The organism is Streptomyces sp. NPDC051578, assembly GCF_044454045.1.
Taxonomy (GTDB): domain Bacteria; phylum Actinomycetota; class Actinomycetes; order Streptomycetales; family Streptomycetaceae; genus Streptomyces.
The window spans coordinates 1,821,000-1,837,516 of sequence record NZ_JBITDH010000001.1 but is presented as its reverse complement, the minus strand read 5'-3'; the positions used below and the strand labels follow the sequence as shown (position 1 = coordinate 1,837,516).

Below are 16,517 nucleotides of genomic sequence, written 5' to 3'. Positions count from 1 at the left end.
CTGACCTCCTAGAGGGGGATGTTGCCGTGCTTCTTCGGGGGCAGGGACTCCCGCTTGGTCCGCAGCTGCCGCAGCCCCTTCACCACGTGTGCCCGGGTCTCCGACGGCATGGCCACCGCGTCGATGTACCCGCGCTCGGCGGCGGTGTACGGGTTCAGCAGGGTGTCCTCGTACTCGGCGATCAGCCGGGCCCGCGTCTCCTCCCCCTGTCCGGCGGCCTCGGCCTCGGCGATCGTGCGGCGGTGCAGGATGTTCACCGCGCCCTGCGCGCCCATGACGGCGATCTGCGCGGTCGGCCAGGCCAGGTTCAGGTCCGCGCCGAGGTGCTTGGAGCCCATGACGTCGTACGCGCCGCCGAACGCCTTGCGGGTGATGACGGTGATCAGGGGGACGGTGGCCTCGGCGTAGGCGTAGATCAGCTTCGCGCCGCGCCGGATGATTCCGTTGTACTCCTGGTCGGTGCCCGGCAGGAAGCCCGGTACGTCGACGAACGTCAGCACCGGGATGTTGAAGGCGTCGCAGGTCCGCACGAAGCGGGCGGCCTTCTCGGAGGCGTTGATGTCCAGGCAGCCGGCGAACTGCATCGGCTGGTTCGCGACGACGCCCACCGGGTGGCCCTCGACGCGGCCGAAGCCGGTGAGGATGTTCGGCGCGAACAGCGACTGCGTCTCCAGGAACTCGCCGTCGTCCACGACGTGCTCGATCACGGTGTGCATGTCGTACGGCTGGTTCGCGCTGTCCGGGATCAGTACGTCGAGTTCGCGGTCGAGGTCGCTGACCTCGGTGTCCGCCTCTTCCGGGAAGGCGGGCGCCTCGGAGAGGTTGTTGGACGGCAGGTAGGCGAGGAGGGACTTGACGTACTCGATGGCGTCCTTCTCGTCCCCGGCCATGTGGTGGGCGACACCCGAGGTGGAGTTGTGGGTGCGCGCGCCGCCGAGCTCCTCGAAGCCCACGTCCTCGCCGGTGACCGTCTTGATGACGTCCGGGCCGGTGATGAACATGTGCGAGGTCTGGTCGACCATCACGGTGAAGTCGGTGATGGCGGGGGAGTACACGGCGCCGCCGGCGCAGGGGCCCACGACGAGGCTGATCTGCGGGATGACGCCCGACGCGTGGACGTTGCGGCGGAAGATCTCGCCGTACATGCCGAGCGCGCTGACGCCCTCCTGGATGCGGGCGCCGCCGGAGTCGTTGATGCCGATGACCGGGCAGCCCGTCTTCAGCGCGAAGTCCATCACCTTGATGATCTTCTGGCCGTAGACCTCGCCGAGGGCCCCGCCGAAGACGGTGAAGTCCTGCGAGAACACGGCCACCGGCCGCCCGTCGACCGTGCCGTAGCCGGTCACGACGCCGTCGCCGTAGGGGCGGGTCTGCTCCAGTCCGAAGTTGGTCGAGCGGTGCCGGGCGAACTCGTCGAGCTCGACGAAGGACCCCTCGTCCAGCAGCAGACCGATCCGCTCACGGGCCGTCAGCTTCCCCTTGGCGTGCTGCTTCTCCACCGCCCGCGCGGACCCGGCGTGAGTGGCTTCGTCGATCCGGCGCTGCAGATCCGCGATCTTCCCCGCGGTCGTGTGCATGTCGATCGGCTCTGAGGGTTGTGACATCGGGGCGCGGCTCCCTGTGTGGTGTCAAGTGCCTGGTCAATTGATGGACTGCTGCTGGCTACTCGTGCGTAGCGTATCGGCGGGCATGGCGCTCGGCAGTGCGGCGTTTGACACACCTACTGTGGGTTGCATGACGCCAACAGATGCATCAGGAGGAACTCCCTCGGGAGCTTCCGCGGGACGTTGGTCCAGCCTGGACCGGCCGCCGTTGAACGCCGCCGTTTTGCGGCGCCATCTCGTGGGGGAGGGGTTGTGGCGTTCGCTGGAGGTGGTTTCGTCCACCGGGTCCACGAACACCGACCTCGCCGCGCGGGCCGCGGAGCTGGAGGAGGGGGCCGTGCTCGTCGCCGAGGAGCAGAGCGCCGGCCGGGGGCGGCTGGACCGGAGCTGGGTGGCGCCCGCCCGGTCCGGGCTGTTCTTCTCGGTGCTGCTCAAGCCCGGCCCCGGGGTCCCCGAGGAGCGGTGGGGGTGGCTGACCCTGCTCGCCGGGGTGGCCACCGCGACCGGGCTGTCGCGTGCGGCGGGCGTGGACACCGCCCTCAAGTGGCCCAACGACCTGCTGGTCACCATCGAGGGCGAGGAACGCAAGACGGGCGGCATCCTCTCCGAGCGCGTCGCTGACGGGGTCGTCGTCGGCATCGGGCTGAACGTCACCCTCACCGAGGACGAGCTGCCCGTCGACACCGCGGGCTCCCTCGCCCTGGCCAAGGCCACCGTCACCGACCGGGAACCGCTGCTCAAGGCCGTACTGCGCTCCCTGGAGCAGTGGTACGAGACCTGGCGCGCGGCCGGCGGCGACCCGGCGGCCAGCGGTCTGCAGGAGACGTACGCGGCGGGCTGCGCGACGCTGGGCCGGCACGTCCGGGCGGACCTGCCCGGCGGCCGCACGATCACCGGGACGGCCGAAGCGGTCGACGCGGACGGGCGGCTCGTGATCCGCACGGCGGAGGACGAGCGGCTGGCCGTGGGGGCCGGGGACGTGGTCCACCTGCGGTCGATCCGGTAGCGGCCCGGAGGCCCGGTCGGGCGCGCCGAGCGGGGAGTGAGCTACGGCACACCTGCCGTATGGTTTTGGGGGCAGCACCCAGCGGTAGCCGGCGGAGATCCCGGTCATGCGGTGATCAACCGGTTCGGTAGTCGGAATTGCGTACGGAATGGACAGGAGGCGGCCCTTGACCGTCGACGACCCTACGTCCGGCGCGTCCGGGTCCGGGTCCGGCGCGGGTGCGACCCAGGCCGGTTCGGGCGGCACCCCGATCGGGCGGGACCAGCACACTCCCCACCACGAGGTGGACCACACGGTCCAGCCGACGGCCGACCCGCTGGCCATCCGCCTGGAGCAGCTGATCCTGGGTGCCGAGCGCCGCTACACCCCCTTCCAGGCCGCCCGCAGCGCCGGGGTGTCGATGGAGCTCGCCTCCCGTTTCTGGCGGGCCATGGGCTTCGCGGACATCGGCCAGGCCAAGGCCCTCACCGAGGCGGACGTCCTGGCGCTGCGCCGGCTCGCCGGTCTGGTGGAGGCCGGGCTGCTGAGCGAGCCGATGGCGGTGCAGGTCGCGCGGTCCACCGGACAGACCACCGCCCGGCTGGCCGAATGGCAGATCGACTCCTTCCTGGAGGGGCTGACGGAGCCGCCGGAGCCGGGCATGACCCGGACGGAGGTCACGTACCCGCTGGTCGAGCTGCTGCTGCCGGAGCTGGAGGAGTTCCTCGTCTACGTGTGGCGGCGCCAGCTGGCGGCCGCGACCGGCCGCGTGGTGCAGGTGGCCGACGACGAGGAGATGGTCGACCGGCGCCTCGCGGTGGGCTTCGCGGACCTGGTGGGCTTCACCCGGCTGACCCGTCGGCTGGAGGAGGAGGAGCTCGGCGAGCTGGTCGAGGCCTTCGAGACGACGGCGGCGGACCTGATCGCCGCGCACGGCGGACGGCTGATCAAGACGCTGGGCGACGAGGTGCTGTACGCGGCGGACGACGCGGCGACGGCGGCGGAGATCGCGATGCGGCTGATCGAGACGATGGAGGCGGACCCGCAGATGCCCGAGCTGCGGGTGGGGATCGCCTTCGGGACGGTGACGACCCGGATGGGCGACGTCTTCGGGACGACGGTGAACCTGGCCAGCCGGCTGACGTCCATAGCCCCCAAGGACGCGGTGCTGGTGGACGGGGCCATGGCCGAGGAACTCGGCCGGACGGGCGCCGCGCCGGTCTCCGAGAAGGAGTCCGAGTCGGAGGAGGGCGGCGGGACCTATCGGTTCGCGCTCCAGCCGATGTGGCAGCGTCCGGTGCGCGGGCTCGGGGTCGTGGAGCCCTGGTCGCTGACGCGGCGGACCCCTAGGATCCCCGGGTAACGTTCGTTAACCGGGAGGGCTGTCCTGTGGCGTCGAAGAGCGTGGCGGCGGAGACCGTGGAGTCGGAGTTCCTGGCCGTGCGCCGGCATGAGGACGGGGTCGTGGAGTTGGTCCTGGACCGGCCCAAGGCGATGAACGCGGTGTCCACGGGCATGGCCCGGGCCATCGGGGACGCGTGCGCGCGGCTCGCGGCGGACGCCTCGGTACGGGTGGTCGTGCTGTCCTCGGCGGTGGACCGGGCGTTCTGCGTGGGCGCCGACCTCAAGGAGCGCAACGCGATGTCGGACGCCGAGCTGGTACGCCAGCGGCCGACGACCCGGGGTGCGTACGGGGGCGTGCTGGAGCTCCCGATGCCGACGATCGCGGCCGTGCACGGCTTCGCGCTCGGCGGCGGCTTCGAGCTGGCGCTGGCCTGTGACGTGATCGTGGCCGACGAGACCGCGGTGGTCGGCCTGCCGGAGGTGTCGGTCGGGGTGATCCCGGGCGGCGGCGGCACGCAGCTGCTGCCCCGGCGGGTCGGTGCGGCCCGCGCGGCGGAGCTCGTTTTCACGGCGCGCCGGGTGGAGGCCGCGGAGGCGCTGGAGCTGGGTCTGGTGGACTCGGTGGTCGCGGCGGGCACGGACCGCGCGGAGGCGCTGGCGCTGGCGGCCCGGATGGCGGCGAACTCGCCGGTCGGGCTGCGGGCGGCGAAGCGGGCGCTGCGGCTGGGTCACGGGATGGACCTGGCGGCCGGTCTGGAGATCGAGGACGCGGCGTGGCGGACGGTGGCCTTCTCCGGCGACCGGGCCGAGGGCGTGGCGGCGTTCAACGAGAAGCGCAAGCCGCAGTGGCCGGGCGTGTAGCCGGACGCGTGGGCGGCGGACGGGCCCGGACGGGGCCGGGCGGGCGCCGGGGCGTCGCCGGACAGGTAGATCGCGGCGATTGTCACCAAATCGGATAGAACTCCCTAACCTGTTGTGATGGGAGTTGACGGGCGGCTTCGGGCCGTCGTGGGCCTCGCGCAGGCGATGGCGGCGGCGTGCGCGCCACGGGACAGCGTGCGGGCGGCCGCGCGGGGCGCCCGGCTGGCCATGGACGGGTCGTTCGCCGCCATCTCCGCCTGGGAGCGCGAGCACGGCCGGCTGCGCGTCCTCGTGAACGAGGGCGAGCGGCGGGCGGGCGAGGAGGAGTTCCCCGAGGACGAGTCCTACCCCGTCCACGAGTTCCCCGAGATCACCGAGTTCCTGCACGAGCGCTGGGTCGGCGGCGCCGGCCCCCACGCCTGGGTCGAGGCCGCGGGCGGCGGCCGCCCGGGCCGGCGCGGCGAAGCGCTGCGCCGGCGCGGACGCGGCACCTGCGTGGTCGCGCCGATCGTGCTCAGCGGCCGGGCCTGGGGGGAGCTGTACGTCGCCCGGGACGAGGGCCTGCCCGACTTCGACGAGGACGACGCGGAGTTCGCGACCGTACTGGCCGCCGTCGTGGCCGCCGGGCTCGCGCAGAACGAACGCCTCGAAGAGGCCAGGCGCCTGGCGTTCACCGATCCGCTGACGGGACTGGCCAACCGGCGGGCCGTCGACATGCGGCTCGACGAGGCCCTGGAGGAGCACCGGCGCAGCGGGGCCGTGGTCAGCCTCGTCGTCTGCGACCTGAACGGGCTCAAGCGGGTCAATGACACCCTCGGGCACGCCATGGGCGACCGGCTGCTGGAGCGGTTCGGGTCCGTACTGAGCCTGTGCGGGGCCATACTGCCCGGCGCGCTCGTGGCCAGGCTCGGCGGAGACGAGTTCTGCCTGGTCAGCGTCGGTCCGTCGGCGGACGAGGTGGTGCGGGTCACCGAGGAGGTGTGCCTGCGCGCCGCCGAGCTGGAGCTGGGCGAGGGGGTGGCCTGCGGGGTCGCCTCGACGGGGGACCCGATCGGGCCGGTGAAGTCCTCGCGGCGGTTGTTCCGGCTCGCCGACGCGGCCCAGTACAAGGCCAAGGCCGCCCGCTCCCGGGGGCCCGTGGTGGCCGGCCGGGACAGCGCGGTGGTGCGTCTCGCCGACGCCGCCCAGGCGGGCAGGGGGGAGCGGCGCCGGTTCCGCGGCAGGGCGTAGCAGCCTGTGACGACTGGTCCACCAAGTCGCTAGTGACATGAAGAGATTCAGTCCGTAGGGTGCTGAATATGGATATGCACACTGTCGTGGTGGGAACGTCCGGGACCACCGCCGAGGACGTCATCGCCGTCGCCCGCGGCAACGCGCGGGTCGAGCTGTCCGGCGAGGCGCTGGACGCCCTGGCCCGCGCCCGCGAGATCGTCGACGCGCTCGCCGCCAAGCCCGAGCCGGTCTACGGGGTGTCGACCGGCTTCGGTGCCCTCGCCTCCCGGCACATCAGCCCCGAGCTGCGCGCCCAGCTCCAGCGCAACATCGTCCGCTCCCACGCCGCCGGCATGGGCCCGCGCGTCGAGCGCGAGGTCGTGCGCGCCCTGATGTTCCTGCGCCTCAAGACCGTGGCCTCCGGGTACACCGGCGTCCGGCCCTCCGTCGCGCAGACGATGGCCGACGTACTGAACGCCGGGATCACGCCGGTCGTGCACGAGTACGGCTCCCTCGGCTGCTCCGGCGACCTCGCCCCGCTCTCGCACTGCGCCCTCACCCTCATGGGCGAGGGCGACGCCGAGGGCCCCGACGGGGTCGTGCGCCCCGCGGGCGAGCTGCTCGCCGAAGCCGGGATCGAGCCGGTCGAGCTGCGCGAGAAGGAGGGCCTGGCCCTCCTCAACGGCACCGACGGCATGCTCGGCATGCTGATCATGGCCCTCGCCGACCTCGGCAAGCTGTACACCTCCGCCGACATCACCGCCGCGCTGACCCTGGAGGCGCTGCTCGGCACCGAGAAGGTGCTCGCGCCCGAGCTGCACGCCATCCGTCCGCACCCCGGCCAGGGCGCCTCCGCCGCCAACATGGCCGCCGTCCTGGAGGGCTCGGGCCTGGTCCGCCACTACCAGGAGGAGACCGCCCCGCGCGTCCAGGACGCCTACTCGGTGCGCTGCGCCCCGCAGGTCGCCGGCGCCGGACGCGACACCATGGCGCACGCCGCCCTGGTGGCCTCGCGCGAGCTCGCCTCGGCCGTCGACAACCCGGTGGTGCTGCCCGACGGGCGGGTCGAGTCCAACGGCAACTTCCACGGCGCGCCCGTGGCGTACGTACTGGACTTCCTGGCCATCGCCGCCGCCGACCTCGGCTCCATCGCCGAGCGCCGCACCGACCGGCTGCTCGACAAGAACCGCTCGCACGGCCTGCCGCCGTTCCTGGCGGACGACGCCGGTGTCGACTCCGGTCTGATGATCGCCCAGTACACGCAGGCCGCGCTGGTCAGCGAGATGAAGCGGCTCGCGGTCCCCGCCTCCGCCGACTCGATCCCCTCCTCCGCCATGCAGGAGGACCACGTCTCCATGGGCTGGTCGGGCGCGCGCAAGCTCCGTACCGCGATCGACAACCTGACCCGGATCGTCGCGATCGAGCTGTACGCGGCCACCCGCGCCATCGAGCTGCGCCACGGGCTCACCCCGTCCCCGGCCAGCCGGGCCGCCATCGCGGCGGTGCGGGAGGCGGGCGTCCAGGGCCCCGGGCCGGATCGTTTCCTCGCGCCCGACCTGGCCGCCGCCGAGGCGTTCGTGCGTTCCGGTGCCCTCGTCGACGCCGTGGAGGCGGTCACGGGTCCGCTCGCCTGAGCGTGACGTGACGTGACGTGACATGACATGACTGAAAGGGCCGCGCCCGGGGTTTCCCGGGCGCGGCCCTTTCACGTGCTCCGGCGTGCTCCGGCGGCCTGTCGCCCGCGCCGGCTACTGCGTGCGTGAGCGGCGTACGGAGAAGACCACGAAGCCGGCTCCCACGCCCAGGAAGAGCGTGCCGCCCAGCAGGTAGGGGCTGGTGTCGACGCTGCCGGTGTCGGCGAGCGAGAGGGGCAGGGCGGCGGCCTCCTGGGCCGTCGAGGTGTTGACGACCGCGGCGGCGGGCGTGAGCGTGGCCCGGTTCTCCTGGGCGGGCCGGGCTTCCTGGCCGGTCTGGCCGGGCTCGTCGGAAAGGCTCCGCTGGTAGGACGGGCCGGAACGGCTCGGCGCCTGGTCCGGTGCGGTGGCGTTCGCCGAGGGCACGAACCAGAGGGCGGCGAGGAGGGTGGTCGCTCCGAGAGCGGTGAGCAGCGATCGACGTGCGGACACGGTGCGATCCCCCTTGTGGCAGCAGCGAATTGGCCGTGTGCGCCGATGCTAGTGAAAGGGGCGGGTCGTGGGAAAGTCGGGACAGGTTCCGGGCTTACTCTCCGTCGTATGAACTCTTCTGACACCTCACGGTACGTACGACTTCGGGTGGATTTGGTCCTTGAAGTGACCGACACCACAGCGCTCACGGGTGCCGCCCTCGCGCACATCAAGGCCGACGAGTTCATGCCGGACGAGGAGCGCGGCCACGCCGAGTCGGCGGTGGGCGAGGACGAGTCGGAGGCCCTGGCCTACCTGGTCGACCCCACCGACCTGGTCGCGGAGATCCCCGGCGTGGATCTGGCGCAGGCCTCCTGGAGCAGTGAGCCCGTCGAATACGACCCCGAGTCCATGGAGTGGGACATGGACGAGGAAGATGGGGACTTCGACGAAGAGGTGACCGGCAACGCCTGACCGTGTGGTTGCACACATCCCAACGGAATGTGGAACCGAAACGGGTCATTCACGCGTTGTCACAACCGTGGGCAGGGGGCATGGCCCCCTGCCCGGTGGGTACCTTTCAGCGGCAGCTGGGAGGGAGCTCGGGGGTTCCGGCAACGATGGAGTGGCGTGTGAGGACGGACAGCAAGCGGCGGAAGAGGTCCCTGGTGGCCATTTCCGCCGTCCTCGGTGGCGTACTGGTGCTTTCGGCGTGTGACGACGGAGGTGACCAGCCAAAGGGCAGCGGCCAGGCCTCGGCCAAGTCGCAGGCCGATGTCGACGCCGCGGCGGCGAAGGACGCCTCGAAGGCCCGAATAGCCATCACGCCCAAGGACGGCGCCACCAACATCGGCCTGAACGACGCCACGAGCGTGACCGTCAGTGACGGCACCCTCACCAAGGTCGAGCTCAAGAGCTCCGACGGCGCGGACGTCCCGGGCAAGATAGCCGCCGACGGCAAGAGCTGGAAGCCGGACGCCGCCCTCAAGCGCTCCACCAAGTACGCCGTGTCGGCGAGCGCCAAGGACGAGGCGGGCCACGAGGCGCACGAGAACGCCTCCTTCACCACCGTCTCCCCGGAGAACAGCTTCATCGGCTCGTTCGTGCCGGACGAGGGCCAGACCGTCGGCGTGGGCATGCCGGTCTCGATCACCTTCAACAAGCCGATCAAGGACCAGAAGGCCGTCCAGGCCGCCATCAACGTCTCCTCCAGCAGCGGCCAGGAAGTCGTCGGCCACTGGTTCGACGCGCAGCGCCTGGACTTCCGCCCGGAGCAGTACTGGCAGGCGAACTCCACCGTGACGCTCAAGCTCGCGCTGGACGGCGTCCAGGGCGCCCCGGGCGTCAAGGGCGTCCAGAGCAAGACCGTCACCTTCAAGATCGGCCGGAGCCAGGTCTCCACGGTCGACGTGAAGACCAAGAAGATGACGGTCACCCGCGACGGCCAGGTCATCAAGACCATCCCGATCTCGGCCGGCTCCCCGGCGAACCCGACGTACAACGGCCAGATGGTCATCTCCGAGAAGTTCAAGGAGACCCGGATGGACGGCGCCACCGTCGGCTTCAAGAACGGCGAGGGCAAGGGCGAGTACGACATCAAGGACGTCCCGCACGCGATGCGGCTGTCGACCTCGGGCACGTTCATCCACGGCAACTACTGGGGATCGGACTCGATCTTCGGCAGCGTCAACACCAGCCACGGCTGCGTCGGTCTGAACGACACCCAGGGCGCCAACGACCCGAACACGGCGGGCGCGTGGTTCTTCGACAACTCGCTCATCGGCGACGTGGTCACCGTGGTCAACTCCCCGGACAAGACCATCAAGCCCGACAACGGCCTCAACGGCTGGAACATGAGCTGGGCGGAGTGGAAGGCCGGCTCCTCCTCCTGACGCGTCCGCGCGCATGCGCGGACGGCTGACGGACGGACGGACGGGCAGACGCCCTGGGCGTGTGTGAACGGCGGGGAACCCTGACGGGTTCCCCGCCGTTCGCCGTTCTCATCCGACTCTTACCTGCGGCTTACCCGGCCATCAGGGGCGCTGCCTACGTTCGGCGCCATGTTCTTCACCTACCTGCGGCGCGAGTTGCGCCGCCGCCGCAAGGCGGCGCTGGTCGTCGCGTCCGGCCTCGCCCTCGGCATCGCCCTCGTCATCGTCGTCAACTCCGTTTCGGCGGGCATGTCCCAGGCCCAGGGCAAGGTCCTGCAGTCCCTCTACGGACTGGGCACCGACATGACCGTCACCAAGGCCCAGCCGCCGCAGGGGCAGGGCGGCGACGCCGGCCGCCCGCGCTTCAAGTTCGACGCCCGCGGCGAGGGCGACGCGGACGCCGACGCCCAGCAGAGCCGTGACCTGGTCATGCCCCAGGGCTTCCAGACCCTCGACTCCGCGACCGTGGCCAAGGTGGCCGGACAGGACGGCGTCGCCCGGGCGGTCGGCGGCCTCAGCCTCCAGGTGATGAAGGTCAACGGGCAGTTCAAGCGCGGCGAGTTCCGCAGGGGCCAGGGTGGCGGGGCGGCGGGCGGTACGGCCGGCAAGCCGGGCGCGGGCGGTGGCGGGAACACCGTCGAGGGCGGTGGCGCCGACTTCGACGTCAACTCCTTCTCCGTGTACGGCACGGACGTCACCCAGCCGGAGCTGGGCCCGCTGACCACCTCCAAGATCACCTCAGGTCGCGGTTTCGCGGCGGGCGACAAGGACGCGGCCGTCACCGTCGTCGACAGCGCCTACGCCAAGAAGAACAACCTGGCCGTCGGCTCCGAACTCACCGTCAAGAACACCCCCTTCAAGGTCCTCGGCATCGCCACCGCCGACAGCGGGGACGCCACCGCCAACCTCTACGTGCCCCTGCACCAGGCCCAGACGCTCGCCGAGACCCCCGACAAGATCACCACGGTCTACGTCCAGGCCAAGGACTCCCAGGCCATCGGCTCCGTCAAGCAGGCCATCCAGAAGAACGTCCCCGACACCACCGTCACCACCTCCGCCGACCTGGCCGACACCGTCTCCGGCTCGCTGTCCACCGCCGCCTCGCTCGCCTCCACCGTCGGCAGCTGGCTCTCGTACGTCGTGCTCGCCGCCGCCTTCCTCGTCGCCGGGCTGCTCACCTCCTCCGCCGTCTCGCGGCGCGTGCGGGAGTTCGGCACCCTCAAGGCGCTCGGCTGGAAGAGCCGCCGCGTCACCCTCCAGGTCGCCGGGGAAGCCCTGGTCAACGGTCTGATCGGCGGGGTCCTCGGCATCGGGGTCGGCCTGGGCGCCGCCTACGCGATCACCGCGGCCAGCCCCACCCTCACCGCCCGGCTGGCGGGCGCCGCAGGCCGCGCGGGCATGCGGGCCGGCGGGCAGGGCGGATTCGGCGGCGGGATGCGCGCCGCCCGCCAGGGCGCCGGCAAGGCGCTCGACGTGGCCCTCACCGCGCCCGTGTCCCTGTCGGTCATCGGCCTGGCCGTTGCCCTCGCCGTGGCGGGCGGCCTGATCGCGGGCGGCTTCGGCGGCTGGCGGGCGTCGCGGCTGCGGCCGGCGGACGCGCTGCGCCGCGTCGAATAGCCCGCACGGCCCGCACGGCCCGCACAGCCCGCAGGCCCGACCTCCCCCCATTCCTGATCTTCCTGATCGAGTTTTCTGATCGAGCGAGGCAAACGAGATGTACCAGCTCAGCGGAGTCACCAAGCGCTACCGGCGCGGCAAGCAGAGCGTCGACGCGCTCGCCGGCGTGGACCTCACCATCGAGGACGGCGGCCGGCTCGTCATTCAAGGCCCCACCGGAGGCGGCAAGTCCACCCTGCTCCAGATGCTCGGCGCCCTCGACCGGCCGACCGAGGGCCAGGTCGTCCTCGACGGCCTGGACCTGGCGACCGTCTCCGAGGCCCGGCTCACCCGGGTCCGCGCCGAGACCATCGGCTTCGTCTTCCAGTCCTTCAACCTGATCCCGACACTGACGGCGCAGGAGAACGTCGAAACGGCCCTCGTCCCTCTCGGACTGGGGGCGCGCGAGCGGCGTGCGCGGGCGGCCGAGGCGCTGGAGTCGGTCGGTCTCGGCGAACGCACGGGCCACCTGCCCGGTGAGATGTCCGGCGGCCAGCAGCAGCGCGTGGCGATCGCGCGTGCCCTGGTCAAGCGGCCGAAGGTGCTGCTGGCCGACGAGCCGACCGGCAACCTGGACGAGTCGATGCGCGACGAGGTCATGGACCTGCTCGAAGGGCTGTGGAAGGAACACGGCCTGACCTTCGTCATGGTCACGCACGACAGCGCGCTCGCGAAGCGGGCGCCGCGCGTGGCGACGATCCGCAAGGGGCGGGTGACGGTGACGGAAAACCCCTGAGCACACCGACCGGGACGGGACCGGGCGGCCGCTACTGCCCTGCGGGCTCGGACGTCCCCACGGCCGGCGACGGGGCCGGGCCCGCCGCCGACCAGGACGACAGCAGGCGCAGCGCGTCCGCCGACGGGGAGCCCGGCGCGGCGTGGAAGGTGATCAGGGACTGCTCGGAGTCGTCCGGCAAGGCCAGCGTCTCGAACGCCAGGCTCAGGTCGCCCACCAGGGGGTGCCGCAGCCGCTTCACGCCGTGCGTCTTGTCGTCCGCCACCGTGTGCGCGGCCCACAGCCGCCGGAACTCCTCGCTCTTCACCGACAACTCCCCGACGAGCGCGGAGAGTTGCTCGTCCTCGGGGTGCCGGCCCGCGTACAGGCGCAGGTAGCTCACCACCTGGCAGGCCCGGCACTCCCACTCCGCGTACAGCTCGGCCGTCGCCGGATCGAGGAACACCATCCGGACCAGGTTCCGCTCCTGCGCGGGCAGCGCGCCGAAGTCGCCGAACACCGCGGTCGCCATCCGGTTCCAGGCCAGCACGTCCTGACGCCGGCCCACCAGGTACGCCGGTACGCCCTCCATCGCGTCCAGCAGCACGCGCAGCTCCGGGCGGACCTGCTCCGGGCGCCGCGAGGGGCGGCGCCGGCGCGGCCGCGGGCTTGCCAGACGGGTCAGGTGCGCCGACTCGGTGCCGTCCAGACGCAGGGCCCGCGCGATCGCGTCCAGTACGTCCGCCGACACGTTCTGCCCGTGGCCCTGCTCCAGGCGCGTGTAGTACGCCACCGACACGCCCGCCAGCTGCGCCAGTTCCTCCCGGCGCAGGCCGGGCACCCTGCGGTGGCGCCCGTAGTCCGGCAGGCCCACGTCCTCGGGGCGCAGGCGGGCCCGGCGGGAGCGGAGGAACTCGCCCAGTTCGGCGCGCTGATCAAGCTGGTCCATACCGCCAGTATCGCCGGGCGGCGGACCGCCAGGCTGACCCCGCCAGTGGTAGGACCAGCGGTCCTATGCTCCGCAGGGGGCTGGGTGGGCGCCGCGGCCCCGGGCATCGTGGAGCGCACCGCACCACGGAACTCAGGAGAAGCAGCGCATGTCCGCCACTCAGCACACCCCGCTCACCCAGGTCGCCGCGTACGCCGCCCCCGCACCCAAGGCTCCGCTGGAGCGCACCACCATCGCGCGCCGCGCGGTGGGCGAGCACGACGTGCTCATCGACATCAAGTACGCCGGCATCTGCCACTCCGACATCCACCAGGTCACCGACGGCTGGGGCGAGGGCATCTACCCCATGGTCCCCGGCCACGAGATCGCCGGCGTCGTCACCGAGGTCGGCGCGGGAGTCACCAGGTTCGCGGTCGGCGACCGTGTCGGCGTCGGCTGCTTCGTCGACTCCTGCCGCAGCTGCGAGTACTGCCTGCGCGGCCAGGAGCAGTACTGCGTCCAGGGGATGACCGGCACCTACAACGCCCTCGGCAAGGACGGGCAGCCCACCTACGGCGGTTACTCCACCCACATCGTGGTGGACGAGAACTACACCGTCCGCATCCCCGACGGTCTGGACCTCGACGTCGCCGCGCCGCTGCTGTGCGCGGGCATCACCCTCTATTCGCCGCTGCGGCACTGGCAGGCGGGCCCCGGCAAGAAGGTCGCGATCGTCGGCCTCGGCGGGCTGGGCCACATGGGCGTGAAGATCGCGCACGCGCTGGGCGCGGAGGTCACCGTCCTGTCCCAGTCCCTGCGCAAGAAGGAGGACGGCCTCAAGCTGGGCGCCGCCCACTACTACGCGACCAACGACGAGCGCACCTTCGAGGAGCTCGCCGGCACCTTCGACCTGATCGTCTCCACCGTCTCCGCCCCGCTGGCCCTCGACGGGTACCTCGCCCTGCTCAAGGTCGACGGCGCCTTCGTGAACGTCGGAGCCCCGGAGGAGCCGGTCTCGCTGAACCTGTTCTCGGTCATCGGCGGCCGCAAGACCGTCGCCGGCTCCATGATCGGCGGCATCGCCGAGACGCAGGAGATGCTCGACTTCTGCGCCGGGCACGGCCTCGGCGCAGAGATCGAAGTCATCGCTGCCGACGCGGTCAACGAGGCGTACGAGCGGGTCCGGGCCAGCGACGTCCGCTACCGCTTCGTGATCGACACCTCCACCATCTGACCGGCCGGGCCGCCGTCGGCCGCCTCACTCAGGCGTCGGCGGCGGCCACGCCGATGGGGCAGGACACGCCCGTGCCGCCGATCCCGCAGTAGCCGGACGGGTTCTTGTCGAGGTACTGCTGGTGGTGGGCTTCCGCGGGCCAGAAGGGGCGCTCCGACGCCGGGAGGACGGCCGTGGTGATCTCCCCGTGGCCGGCGGCGGTGAGGACGCGCTGGTAGGCGGCACGGGACGCCTCGGCCTCCGCCTGCTGGGCGGGGGAGTGGGTGTAGATCGCCGAGCGGTACTGGGTGCCGACGTCGTTGCCCTGGCGGAAGCCCTGGGTGGGGTCGTGGGACTCCCAGAACAGCTTGAGGAGCGCGGCGTAGGAGACCTGCGACGGGTCGAAGACGACCCGGACGACCTCGGTGTGGCCGGTCAGGCCCGAGCACACCTCCTCGTACGTCGGGTTCTGCGTGAAACCGCCCTGGTAGCCGGCCAGGGTCGTCCACACCCCGGGCGTCTGCCAGAACTTGCGCTCCGCACCCCAGAAACAGCCCAGCCCGAAGTCGGCCACGGCCAGGTGCCCGGGGTAGGGGCCGGAGAGCGGGTTGCCGAGCACCGTGTGCACGGCCGGCACGTCGAAGAGGGGCTCGGGACGGCCCTTGAGGGCCTCCTCGTGGGTGGGGAGCTCGGGCGTACGGCGGTACGAGAACATGGATTCCCTCCTAGTGGTCTCCGTTCAACGGCCGGGGGCGGGCCGGGATTCCCCGGTCAGTGGGGCAGGGTCGCCGGGGAGCCGCCGTTGGCCTCGTAGCCCGCGACCGCCAGGGCGCGGTGGATCGCGTACGCGGCCGCCGGGTCCGGCGAAGCCGACCAGGGAAGGGCGCCCACGCAGCCGTCCACGTGCCGCACCTGCTCCATCGCCTCCGCCCAGCGCTCCATCCGCACCAGGAACCACAGCAGCATGTGCCGTACGTGCGCCAGCACAGGGTCGTCCGGGCGCGCCGACCCCACCGCGTACAGCGCCCCCTCCACCGCCCGGGTCACCACCGCGCTGCGCCAGAACGTCGACACCATCTGCACCTCCGGCAGGTGCTCGTACACCGCGAACAGCGGCAGCGCCGCCAGCAGCGAGCCCTGCGGGGCGCGGGCCGCCGCCGCGTGCGCGAACGCGTCGGCCTTCTCCCGCGAGCCGTGCCACTTCTCGCACCAGTAGTTCAGCGCGGCCAGGTGCGCGCCCATGTGCGCCGGCGCCACGTCGATGACCTTCGCCCACAGCGCGTCGTACTCCGCCTCCGAGTACCCGAGCCCCCGGCCGACCGCCAGCTCCGTGATGAACGGGACCGGGTCGCCCGGCGCCAGCAGCGCCGCCCGGCCGCACGCCTCCCGGGCCTCCTCCAGGATGATCCGGTGGTCCCTGGAGCCCACCCCGCCCGAGTGCCGCCACGCCTGCTGCACCAGCAGCTCCGCGTGCACCTGCGCGCCGCCCGCGTCCTTCGGGGCGTCGAGCCGCCACGCCTTGAGCCACAGCGCGCCCTGCCCCGGACGCTCCGCGAGCTCCAGCGCGGCCGCGCCGCCGAAGGCCTGGACGCGCTGCCAGCGCAGCTCCCCGGCCGCCGGGGTGCCGGCCAGCAGCTGCGAGGCGGCCTGCCAGCCGCCGGTGCGGCCCACGTTCTCCAAGGCGTCCATCAGGTCCTCGTCGGGCCCGGGCACCCGTACGTCGAGGTCCTCCTGCCGGTCGAATCCGTAGTCCGCGGGGTCGGCGGCGTCGGGGCTCGCGGGCGAGACCAGCCGCACACCGCCCCGCCTGCGCCGGATGTACGGGCCGAGGGCGGCCACGACCAGCCCGACCGCGATCAGGAACCACAGAATCTCCATGACCCCAGCGAACCAGACGCACCCGCACCGGCGCGAATGCCCTCCCCGGGCCGCCCGGCCCGGCAGGACCCCGGGGCCGTGCGGG

The 16,517-nt window shown here is 72.2% G+C and carries 15 protein-coding genes; 10 read left to right on the top strand and 5 right to left on the bottom strand.

All coding sequences use genetic code 11. The annotated features are described in order from the left end of the window. Window positions 1-8: 8 nt before the first annotated feature. Window positions 9-1,604 (bottom strand): acyl-CoA carboxylase subunit beta, encoded by a 1,596-nt coding sequence (locus ACIA6C_RS08230; protein WP_361129419.1) that lies wholly within the window; start codon window positions 1,602-1,604, stop codon window positions 9-11. A 130-nt stretch (window positions 1,605-1,734) separates the two neighbouring features. Here ACIA6C_RS08230 and ACIA6C_RS08225 point away from each other — a divergent pair, with 130 nt between their 5' ends. The 5 genes from ACIA6C_RS08225 (at window position 1,735) to hutH (ending at window position 7,640) form a co-directional block, all read left to right on the top strand. After that, the gene (locus ACIA6C_RS08225) at window positions 1,735-2,610 is read left to right on the top strand and encodes a biotin--[acetyl-CoA-carboxylase] ligase (protein ID WP_399273740.1); all 876 of its coding nucleotides are present in this window, start codon (window positions 1,735-1,737) and stop codon (window positions 2,608-2,610) included. Between the two features lie 166 nt (window positions 2,611-2,776). After that, window positions 2,777-3,952, top strand: a complete 1,176-nt coding sequence (locus ACIA6C_RS08220) for an adenylate/guanylate cyclase domain-containing protein (RefSeq protein ID WP_361129414.1) — start codon at window positions 2,777-2,779, stop codon at window positions 3,950-3,952. 41 nt (window positions 3,953-3,993) lie between these two features. Continuing rightward, entirely contained in the window at window positions 3,994-4,794 is an 801-nt protein-coding gene (locus ACIA6C_RS08215; protein WP_366081683.1) for an enoyl-CoA hydratase-related protein, read from the top strand. Between the two features lie 117 nt (window positions 4,795-4,911). Beyond that, the gene (locus ACIA6C_RS08210; RefSeq protein WP_330261700.1) at window positions 4,912-6,024 is read left to right on the top strand and encodes a GGDEF domain-containing protein; all 1,113 of its coding nucleotides are present in this window, start codon (window positions 4,912-4,914) and stop codon (window positions 6,022-6,024) included. 74 nt (window positions 6,025-6,098) lie between these two features. Next, entirely contained in the window at window positions 6,099-7,640 is a 1,542-nt protein-coding gene (hutH, locus tag ACIA6C_RS08205; RefSeq protein ID WP_399274528.1) for a histidine ammonia-lyase, read from the top strand. 114 nt (window positions 7,641-7,754) lie between these two features. Here the strand turns inward: hutH and ACIA6C_RS08200 are convergent, their stop codons facing one another. Next, entirely contained in the window at window positions 7,755-8,132 is a 378-nt protein-coding gene (locus ACIA6C_RS08200) for a hypothetical protein (protein ID WP_399273737.1), read from the bottom strand. Between the two features lie 165 nt (window positions 8,133-8,297). On the opposite strand from ACIA6C_RS08200, the gene ACIA6C_RS08195 reads away from it, so the two are divergent. The 4 genes from ACIA6C_RS08195 to ACIA6C_RS08180 all read left to right on the top strand — a co-directional run bounded on the left by ACIA6C_RS08195 (window position 8,298) and on the right by ACIA6C_RS08180 (window position 12,434). Beyond that, the gene (locus ACIA6C_RS08195; protein WP_361129408.1) at window positions 8,298-8,585 is read left to right on the top strand and encodes a hypothetical protein; all 288 of its coding nucleotides are present in this window, start codon (window positions 8,298-8,300) and stop codon (window positions 8,583-8,585) included. 146 nt (window positions 8,586-8,731) lie between these two features. Next, window positions 8,732-10,003: an Ig-like domain-containing protein gene (locus tag ACIA6C_RS08190; RefSeq protein WP_399273735.1), complete on the top strand. Its 1,272-nt coding sequence runs from the start codon at window positions 8,732-8,734 to the stop codon at window positions 10,001-10,003. A 168-nt stretch (window positions 10,004-10,171) separates the two neighbouring features. Continuing rightward, window positions 10,172-11,659 (top strand): ABC transporter permease, encoded by a 1,488-nt coding sequence (locus tag ACIA6C_RS08185; protein WP_399273733.1) that lies wholly within the window; start codon window positions 10,172-10,174, stop codon window positions 11,657-11,659. A 97-nt stretch (window positions 11,660-11,756) separates the two neighbouring features. Then, complete coding sequence (locus ACIA6C_RS08180) at window positions 11,757-12,434, top strand: ABC transporter ATP-binding protein (protein WP_361129400.1); 678 nt, start codon at window positions 11,757-11,759, stop codon at window positions 12,432-12,434. 31 nt (window positions 12,435-12,465) lie between these two features. Here ACIA6C_RS08180 and ACIA6C_RS08175 read toward each other — a convergent pair whose 3' ends face one another. Next, on the bottom strand, window positions 12,466-13,362 hold the full coding sequence (locus ACIA6C_RS08175) for a helix-turn-helix domain-containing protein (RefSeq protein WP_399273731.1): 897 nt from the start codon (window positions 13,360-13,362) through the stop codon (window positions 12,466-12,468). Between the two features lie 148 nt (window positions 13,363-13,510). On the opposite strand from ACIA6C_RS08175, the gene ACIA6C_RS08170 reads away from it, so the two are divergent. Next, window positions 13,511-14,575: an NAD(P)-dependent alcohol dehydrogenase gene (locus ACIA6C_RS08170; RefSeq protein ID WP_399273729.1), complete on the top strand. Its 1,065-nt coding sequence runs from the start codon at window positions 13,511-13,513 to the stop codon at window positions 14,573-14,575. 28 nt (window positions 14,576-14,603) lie between these two features. Here the strand turns inward: ACIA6C_RS08170 and msrA are convergent, their stop codons facing one another. Both msrA and ACIA6C_RS08160 read right to left on the bottom strand, forming a co-directional pair. After that, the gene (gene msrA, locus ACIA6C_RS08165; protein WP_399273727.1) at window positions 14,604-15,269 is read right to left on the bottom strand and encodes a peptide-methionine (S)-S-oxide reductase MsrA; all 666 of its coding nucleotides are present in this window, start codon (window positions 15,267-15,269) and stop codon (window positions 14,604-14,606) included. Window positions 15,270-15,325: 56 nt separating this feature from the next. Continuing rightward, a complete protein-coding gene (locus ACIA6C_RS08160; protein WP_399273725.1) occupies window positions 15,326-16,432 on the bottom strand; it encodes a hypothetical protein in 1,107 nt (368 codons plus the stop codon). Window positions 16,433-16,517 lie beyond the last annotated feature (85 nt).